This is a genomic window from Parolsenella sp. (assembly GCF_982402205.1).
Map to the genome: position 1 here is coordinate 1 of NZ_CEVYAT010000073.1, position 7,825 is coordinate 7,825.

7 protein-coding genes are annotated in these 7,825 nt (G+C 64.9%); 6 read left to right on the forward strand and 1 reads right to left on the reverse strand.

Features of this window, described 5'->3' with window-relative positions; all coding sequences use genetic code 11:
- Positions 1–1,257, forward strand: a 1,257-nt coding sequence (locus AC1VTH_RS05105; protein WP_481335064.1) for a phosphoketolase family protein, incomplete at its 5' end; no start/stop codon positions are given.
- Positions 1,258–1,537: 280 nt separating this feature from the next.
- On the opposite strand, the gene AC1VTH_RS05110 is transcribed toward AC1VTH_RS05105, so the two are convergent.
- Complete coding sequence (locus tag AC1VTH_RS05110) at positions 1,538–2,548, reverse strand: LacI family DNA-binding transcriptional regulator (protein WP_481335065.1); 1,011 nt, start codon at positions 2,546–2,548, stop codon at positions 1,538–1,540.
- 291 nt (positions 2,549–2,839) lie between these two features.
- On the opposite strand from AC1VTH_RS05110, the gene AC1VTH_RS05115 reads away from it, so the two are divergent.
- The 5 genes from AC1VTH_RS05115 to trmB all read left to right on the forward strand — a co-directional run bounded on the left by AC1VTH_RS05115 (position 2,840) and on the right by trmB (position 7,144).
- Positions 2,840–3,127 (forward strand): PTS sugar transporter subunit IIB, encoded by a 288-nt coding sequence (locus tag AC1VTH_RS05115; RefSeq protein ID WP_481335067.1) that lies wholly within the window; start codon positions 2,840–2,842, stop codon positions 3,125–3,127.
- A gap of 153 nt (positions 3,128–3,280) precedes the next feature.
- On the forward strand, positions 3,281–4,711 hold the full coding sequence (locus AC1VTH_RS05120) for a PTS galactitol transporter subunit IIC (protein ID WP_293825134.1): 1,431 nt from the start codon (positions 3,281–3,283) through the stop codon (positions 4,709–4,711).
- A 145-nt stretch (positions 4,712–4,856) separates the two neighbouring features.
- Entirely contained in the window at positions 4,857–5,393 is a 537-nt protein-coding gene (locus tag AC1VTH_RS05125; protein ID WP_481335069.1) for a hypothetical protein, read from the forward strand.
- A gap of 159 nt (positions 5,394–5,552) precedes the next feature.
- Positions 5,553–6,035 (forward strand): PTS sugar transporter subunit IIA, encoded by a 483-nt coding sequence (locus tag AC1VTH_RS05130; RefSeq protein ID WP_293825130.1) that lies wholly within the window; start codon positions 5,553–5,555, stop codon positions 6,033–6,035.
- A gap of 272 nt (positions 6,036–6,307) precedes the next feature.
- On the forward strand, positions 6,308–7,144 hold the full coding sequence (gene trmB / locus AC1VTH_RS05135; RefSeq protein WP_481335070.1) for a tRNA (guanine(46)-N(7))-methyltransferase TrmB: 837 nt from the start codon (positions 6,308–6,310) through the stop codon (positions 7,142–7,144).
- Positions 7,145–7,825 lie beyond the last annotated feature (681 nt).

Genomic DNA, 7,825 nt, shown 5'->3' on the forward strand with positions numbered 1-7,825 from the left:
ACCGAGGCCGCTCGCGTCTTTGGTGCCTACACCGCTGACGTGCTGCACCTCAACGAGGACGACTTCCGCATCTTCGGCCCCGACGAGACCGCTTCCAACCGTCTCCAGGACGCCTACAAGTACACCTCCAAGCAGTGGGAGGGCGGCTACTACGCCGACGGCGACAACGACGAGCTCCTCTGCCCGTCCGGCAAGGTCGTCGAGCAGCTCTCCGAGCACCAGTGCGAGGGCTTCCTCGAGGCCTACGTGCTCACCGGCCGTCATGGCGTGTGGAGCTCCTACGAGTCCTTCATCCACGTCGTCGACTCGATGATCAACCAGCACTGCAAGTGGCTCGAGGCCACCGTCCGCGAGATCCCTTGGCGCAAGCCCATCGCCGGCCTTAACATCCTGCTCTCCAGCCACGTCTGGCGTCAGGACCACAACGGCTTCTCCCACCAGGACCCCGGCTTCGTCGACCTGCTGCTCAACAAGGCCAACGACACCCACGTCGTCAACGCCTACTACCCCTGCGACGCCAACATGGCCCTCGCCGTGGCCGAGCGCTGCTACCAGTCCACGAACTGCGTGAACGCCATCTTCTGCGGCAAGCAGCCCGCCCCGACCTTCCTGACCGTCGACGAGGCCAAGGCCGAGCTGGCCGAGGGCGTCGCCGAGTGGAAGTGGGCCAGCAGCGCCGAGACGCTCGCTGACGCCGACATCGTGCTGGGCACCTGCGGCGACGTGCCGGCCCTCGAGGCCCTCGCTGCCCTCGACATGCTCAAGGGCGAGGGCGTCAAGGCCAAGTTCGTCAACGTCGTTGACCTTCTGAAGATCCAGAACGTCTCCGAGAACGACCAGGCCATCTCCGACGAGAAGTTCGCCGAGCTCTTTGGCAACGGCGAGAAGCCCGTCCTCTTTGCCTTCCACGCCTACGCCGGCACCATCCGTCGCCTCGTGTGGGACCGTCCGGGCCACGACTCCTGGAACGTCCACGGCTACGAGGAGAAGGGCTCCACGACCACGCCGTTCGACATGCTGCGCCTCAACAACATGGACCGTTGGGCCCTCGCTGCCGACGCCCTGCGCATGATCGACGCCGAGAAGTTCGCCGCCAAGATCGAGGAGTGGGAGAACTTCCGCGAGGAGGCCTTCCAGTTCGCCGTCGACGAGGGCTACGATCACCCCGCCTTCACCAGCTGGGTCTGGCCCGACGCTGCCGCCGCCTCCGAGGGTGAGCTCTCTGCTACCCAGATGACCGCTGGCGACAACGAGTAAGTAAGCGTTTCCCCGGGACGCATTCCGGCTAGGGAGCTCAGGGGGGAGCTCCCTAGCTTGGGTCCCTCATCCAGCCGTACGGTCGAGCGCTGGGCTCTGCGCTCGACGCTCCCACGTGCGGCATCAGGCCCGCCGCAGCCACGCGCTGCGGCGGGCCTCTTTTTGTGCGTATACCAGTTGCGCCCGCCTGCCTCGGGATGGTCGAGGCAGGCGGGCGTTCTTGTTGCGGTGTCGCGCGTATCGCTTTGCTGCGGCGCTTTTGTGCCGAGACGTGCGGGGCCTACATCAGGTGCCGCACGCTCTCGCGCTCTACGAGCATCGTGTGCACCTGCGTCACGCTTGGCACGTGGCGCGGGTTCATGACCTGTTCGAGTAGGTTGCGAACGGCGAGCTCGCCCATGCCCTGGCGGGGCACGTGGACGGTCGTGAGGGCCGGGGTCGTGGCGCGCGCCATGTCGATGTCGTCGAAGCCCATGATCGAAACGTCGTCGGGCACTGAGATGCCTCGCGAGGTGAGGGCACGGATGGCCGCCACGGCCACGACGTCGTTGTCGGCAAAGAAGGCCGTGGGCAGCTCGGGGTCGGTGTCGAGCCAGGCGCAGATGTCGGCCTGTGCCGTCTCATAGGTGGTTCCCACGAGCAGGCGGAACCTTGGATCGTACTCAATCGTCACGTCGTCCAGGACGTGGCGGTAGCCCTGCTCGCGCAGAGGGTAGTTGCGGATCCTGAAGTCTCCGGAGAGGTAGCCGATCTTCTCGTGGCCGCACTCGGCCAAGAAGGCGGTGGCGCGGTAGGCGGCGCTCTCGTTGGCTATGGTCACGGCATCGAACGGGAGCTTGTCGCTCCAGCCGTCAACCATCACGAGGGGAGACTTGGAGTCCTCGAACAGCGCGTAGTCGTCATCGTTGGTCATCTCGGTGGCAAGCAGCGCCACGCCGCCCGTGGGGTCGCTGCAAAGCTCGGCGATGCGCTTGCGCGCCTCCTTGTGGTCCGAGAGGTCGAGCGTGGTGAGGGAGGTCGTGAGGTTGTGCCTGCGCGCCTCTGCCTCCACGCCCGTGATGACCGCGAGGTTGAAGGGCTGCTCGTCCACGATGCGGCCCGTGGTGCGCGCTATGACAAACTGGACGTGGTCGAGCTTTCCCTCGCGCCTGTAGCCCAGGCGCTCTGCCTCTGCAAGCACGATGCCGGCCGTGCGACTGCTGACCGTCTGCTTGCCGTTGAGTGCGTTGGAGACCGTGGCGGGGGAGTAGCCCGTGCGGCGCGCGATCTCTCGGATGCTGACTTTGCCCATGTCCTCTCACCTGTTGTTCGTTTACAAGTAGTATGCCTATTGATGCCGAGTATACTAGCGGCCTCGCGGGCCCCTGGCTTGCGCTCCTGTTTAGATTATCTGTTTAACTAAACACTTTGCAAGAGTGTTTAGTAGTTAAAACGGCTGTAAAACTACCATTCAGCTAAACAAATTAAACAATTCGCCTTAAACACTATTGACCTATTTAAACAATGTGTTTAAATCCTTCCATGAGTTGACGCGCCCAAACGTTTAGCCAAGGCGCATCGCAGCGAAAGGAAGGTAGTAATCATGAAGAAGATCGTTGTGGCCTGCGGCTCGGGCATCGCCACCTCAACTGCGGTCGAGGGCAAGGTCAAGGACCTGCTCGAGTCCAATGGCATGGGCGGCAAGTTCGAGCTCGTGAAGTGCTCCATCGCCGAGGCCCCCAGCCAGTGCCAGGATGCCGTGCTGCTGGTTGCCACCACCGCGGCTCCCGCCGGCATCGCCTGCCCGTACGTGAACGGCGTGCCGTTCCTCACCACCATTGGCAAGGCCGCGGCCGAGCAGCAGATCCTCGAGGTCTGCAAGCAGGCCTAGCCAGTCCAAACAACTTGGCAATCGGGCCGCCTCGGGCGGCCGGAGTGTGGCCGCGGCATGGCGGCCTAGGGGAGCGCTGTGCCAAATCGGCCGAAGGTGCCACCCGCGGGTGGCTTAAGCTTGCGGGCTTTCCCGCAGAAGCAAAGGAGAAGTATGGACGCCATCGTCTCGTTCTTTGGCTTCCTCCAGAGCCTCGGTGTGTCGGTGATGATGCCCATCGTCATCACGATCATCGGTTGCGCGCTGGGAGCCGGGTTCGGCAAGAGCCTCAAGGCCGGCCTGTTGGTCGGCGTGGGCTTCATTGGCCTGAACCTTGTTATCAACCAGCTGTTCGGGTCCTCGCTCGGCCCGGCGGTCCAGGAGATGATCAAGCGCTTTGGCCTGCAGCTTTCCGTGATGGACGTGGGCTGGCCCGCTGGTGCCGCCATCGCCCTGGGCACGGCGGTTGGCCTAGTCATCATCCCGCTTGGCCTCGTGGTCAACATCCTGCTCGTCCTCATCAACTTCACGCAGACCGTGAACGTCGACATCTGGAACTACTGGCACTTCGCCTTCGTGGGCTCGCTCGTGGCCAACGTCACCGGCAACCTCACGCTGGGTTTTGCCGCCGCGATCATCGACGAGATCATCCTGCTCGTTCTCGCCGACGCCACGGCCAAGGACGTCCAGAAGGCGCTGAACATGCCGGGCGTCTCGATTTCGCAGGGCTTCAGCCTGGCCTACGCGCCGGTTGCCTGGGCCATCAACTGGGTGCTCGACCGCATCCCGGGCGTTCGTGACATCGACATCGACATCGAGAAGATGCAGAAGAAGTTCGGCGTCTTTGGCGAGCCCCTCTTCATCGGCACGATCATCGGCATCATCATCGGCTTCGTCGCCTACTTCGACGGCTCCGACGTCGCCGGGTCCATCACGCAGGTCCTGACCCTGGGCGTGTCCCTGGGCGCCGTGCTCGTGCTCATCCCGCGCATGGCCTCCCTGCTCATGGAGGGCCTCATGCCCATCTCCGACGCCGCCTCGAACTTCATCCAGACGCGCGTCAAGAACCGCGGCAACATCTACATCGGCCTCGACTCCGCCATTGCCGTGGGCTACCCCGCCACGCTGTCCCTGGCCCTGATCCTCATTCCGCTGATGGTCGCCTTTGCCCTGATCCTGCAGCCGCTTGGCAACCAGACGCTGCCGTTCGTCGACCTCACCGCCGGCACCTATATGCTGGCCGTGGCCGTGCCCATCTGCAAGGGCAACGGCTTCCGTGGTCTCATCGTGGGCCTCGTCTCCGTCGTGGGCCTGTTGCTCATCTCGACGGCCCTTGCCCCGCTCATCACGCAGTCGGCCATGCAGGCTGGCTTTGACATCGCGGGTGCCGTGGGCGACACCGGCGTGGCCGGCTCCTCGCTCGTGACCGTCCTGTCCGACGGCGGCAGCCCCCTGTCTGGCGTCTTCGTGCTGCTCAGCAGCATCAACCCGATCGTGGGCGTTGTCGTCACCGGCGTCGTGGCCGTTGCCATGGGCCTGTGGAACCGTCAGCGCATCATGAAGGAGGCCGCCGAGCTCCACGCCGGCACCTCCGAGCAGGCCTAGCGCCTCGTCTCGTTCCCCCTTCTGCCCGCCGCCAGGCCAACGTCCCCTGGCCTGGCGGCGGGTTCCCTGCGGGGCCTGTTCGCCTCGCGCCCTTTTGTTACGCGCTCGCATGATGCGCTCGCGTCCGCCGTCTCTTGGAGGAAGCATGTCCACAAGCTCGTTGGGTCAGGTCGTTCGCACGGACGAGGACGTCACCTACACCTACGATGGGCGTCGCTACGCCATTGACGTGCTGCTGCCCACCTATGTGTCTGTGGTGGCATGCGTCGCGTGCGCGCTGCTCTTCTGGGCGGGCGTGCTGCGTCTTCTCACGGGCGCTCTCTTTGTGGTGGCCGTCTACTCGATGTTCAACGCCTGGGTGGCGCACGCCTATCCGCGCCGCGTGACGCTGGGCAAGTACTACGTTGCGTTCGAGTCCTTTGGCCACGTCGACGAGTATCCCATCCCCGTCATCCGCAGCCTCGCCGTGCGCGAGAGCCAGGGGATGCGCGCCTACGCGCGCATCAATGGCGGTGGCCTCACGGGTGGCCGCTTCTTCTTGCCCTGTTCCGATTTGCGCGACGCGGACGGCGACGATGCCGCTTCCCTGTACCGCTTCCTCCTCGACACCGAGGCTCGTCTCGACCCGGACGGCCTGCGTGTGAGGTCGCGTGAGCGCTGGGCTCAGGAAGACGGCAGGTAGGGTGCGCTTCCCGGCGCCCTCGCGAACGGGGTCTCGCTTTCCTTCTCTTCTCCGAGACTCCGTTTGCGAGGGCGCCCGGCATGGCATGCGTGCGCTATGCCCGCGTTAGTCGACCCGCGTGGTCGCCAAACGCCGACACAGCGAAAGAAAGGAGCGTCAATGGCAGCCGTTGATGCGCAACTGTTCAACCCCGATCTTGTGTTCTTTGACATCGAGGCAAAGGATGCGTTTGAGCTGTTCGACAAGCTCGAGGCACGTCTTGCCCCCATGGGCTATATTCGCGACACGTGGAAGGAGGCCATCTCCGAGCGCGAGCGCAACTATCCCACGGGCCTTGCCTGCGAGGCGGCCCAGATCGCGATTCCGCACACCGATCCGGTGCACATCGCCAAGCCCTACATCGCCGTGGTGAGGCCGAGCGAGCCCATCGCCTTCCAGCCCATGGGTGGGCTGGGCGACGAGGTCAAGGCCAGCATCGTCATCAACCTGGGCATCCTGCGCGATGGCGGACAGGTGCAGGTTCTGCAGTCCCTGATGGGCATCTTCATGGACGAGCAGAGGGCTGCCGAGGTGCTCAGGCAGGTCACCAAGGAGGGGCTCATCGAGTCAATCGCCAAGTACTTCGTGGACGAGGCAAAGTAGCCGGGCTGAGGGCGTGTGCGGGTGTGCTGCGGCACCTGCAGGCGTCCTCTTTCGAGCTGGTTGGCCCGTCGCAGCCGTGAGCTGCGGCGGGCCTCTTTTTGTGCGTATTGCCCGCGCGGGCTCTGCTCGATCACGTTTGCCCTGATAATGGGGAGCGTTTGAGCGCGCGGGCAGTGTTGCCCGCGTCGATTGGATGCGTTGGTGGGCTGTCTGCGTGCCGGTTGGGCGCGGGCGGCCTGCCCGCGCAAGCCTCGCGAGAGATATGGGAGCCCATGCACGGTCTGCACATTCGCCTGCCCAAGAACTTCGTGCTCGAGGAGCGCCTCGAGCGCTATGCCGCGGCCATCGAGCCCAACCCGTATGGCTGGCGCGGCCTGTGGGCTGCCGCGTGCCGCAAGAGCGGTGCCGCGCCCTTCCGCGAGGTTCGTCTCGACCTCGGATGCGGGCGCGGTGGCTTTACGGTCGAGGCCGCCCGTCGTGAGCCCGACGTTCTGTTTATTGGCATGGACTCCGAGCCCATCTGCATTGCCTATGCCGCGCAGGCGGGTTGCGAGAGCGGGCTTGCTAACGTGGTCTTTGTGCCGGGAAACGCCATGCGCGTCACCGAGATGTTTGCTCCGGGTGAGCTTGCGTGCATCTACCTCAACTTTCCCACGCCGTTTCCGCGCAAGAAGGACTCGAGCAAGCGCACGGCGAACTTCGAGCGACTCATGGACTATCGCCATGTGCTGGCGCCGGGCGGGCAGGTGCGCCTGCGCACGGATAGCCAGCCGTTGTTCGACTTTGCCCTGACGCAGCTGCCGATTGCCGGCTACGCGCCTGGCTGGACCAGTCGCGACGCCCGCGCCGACCGCCCCGACGATCCCACGAGCGAGTACGAGGTCAAGCTGGGCGGCAAAGGTGCCCGCGTGTGCGCCTATGCCGCAACGCCCGGCGAGGAGCCGCGAGAGCCGCGCCAGACGGCCGAGATGAGCCTTGCGGCCTACATCCCGCAGGACCTGGGCACCTACGACGGCTACGCGCCCCACGGCATGGAGGCCACGATCCAGAACCTGCGCAACCGCGCGGCCAAGACCGGCGGCGACTGGTCGAGCGGCGTCACGATCTAGGCTGTTGAGTAGGCGGCCGGGACCGCATCGCGCGCCTTGGTGCTACATGCGCGGCATGCGTCTGCCTGCCGCGCAACTCGAGGCGTGGTGGCCTGTCGTTCGCGAGGCGCAGGGGCCTGCACGGAGTGGGGCGTAGTGCATTCGTGTTCGGGAGCGAGGGTCGCGTCGAAGCGCACTTGCCGGCCTGGTGTATTCATTTCCGAGAGCGATGGCCCCGCCGGTGCACGTAAAGCGGCCTGGTGCATTTGCTGTGGAGTGCTGCGACCGCGCCGATGCACGTATAACGGGCTGGTGCATCCGTGCCTGGGCTGTCGGGGAATACACGAGGGCCGTTTGAGTGCACCTGTCGTCCTTGTACGCGCCAGAACGGATGCACAAGGCCGAATTAGGTGCAGCTGCTTGCCTTACGGGCGCCGCGAGGATGCACGTTGTCGAATTGCGTGCAGTCGGCTTTGCCTCGCTTGTCCTTTCGGTAGACGTGCCTCTGCATTTGTTCTTCTCGTCCTTGTTGGCACCTGTCTTTACAGCTGTCTTGTCAGGTGTCATGGCACGTGTCATACTGTCCCCTCGAATGTTCGCGGTGCGTGCCCGGGGCGGGCGCGCGCATGACGAGAGGGGCCGTGATGGCCAACTTCGAAACCGCCGCGCAGGCAGACGTCGCCGGCAGCCGGGCGCATGGCG

Bases quoted from the DNA above. Each gene is read 5' to 3' on its own strand.
- AC1VTH_RS05125 (WP_481335069.1), top strand. From the start codon at position 4,857: ATGTCCACAAGCTCGTTGGGTCAGGTCGTTCGCACGGACGAGGACGTC.
- trmB (WP_481335070.1), top strand. From the start codon at position 6,308: ATGCACGGTCTGCACATTCGCCTGCCCAAGAACTTCGTGCTCGAGGAG.
- AC1VTH_RS05120 (WP_293825134.1), top strand. From the start codon at position 3,281: ATGGACGCCATCGTCTCGTTCTTTGGCTTCCTCCAGAGCCTCGGTGTG.
- AC1VTH_RS05110 (WP_481335065.1), bottom strand. From the start codon at position 2,548: ATGGGCAAAGTCAGCATCCGAGAGATCGCGCGCCGCACGGGCTACTCC.
- AC1VTH_RS05115 (WP_481335067.1), top strand. From the start codon at position 2,840: ATGAAGAAGATCGTTGTGGCCTGCGGCTCGGGCATCGCCACCTCAACT.
- AC1VTH_RS05130 (WP_293825130.1), top strand. From the start codon at position 5,553: ATGGCAGCCGTTGATGCGCAACTGTTCAACCCCGATCTTGTGTTCTTT.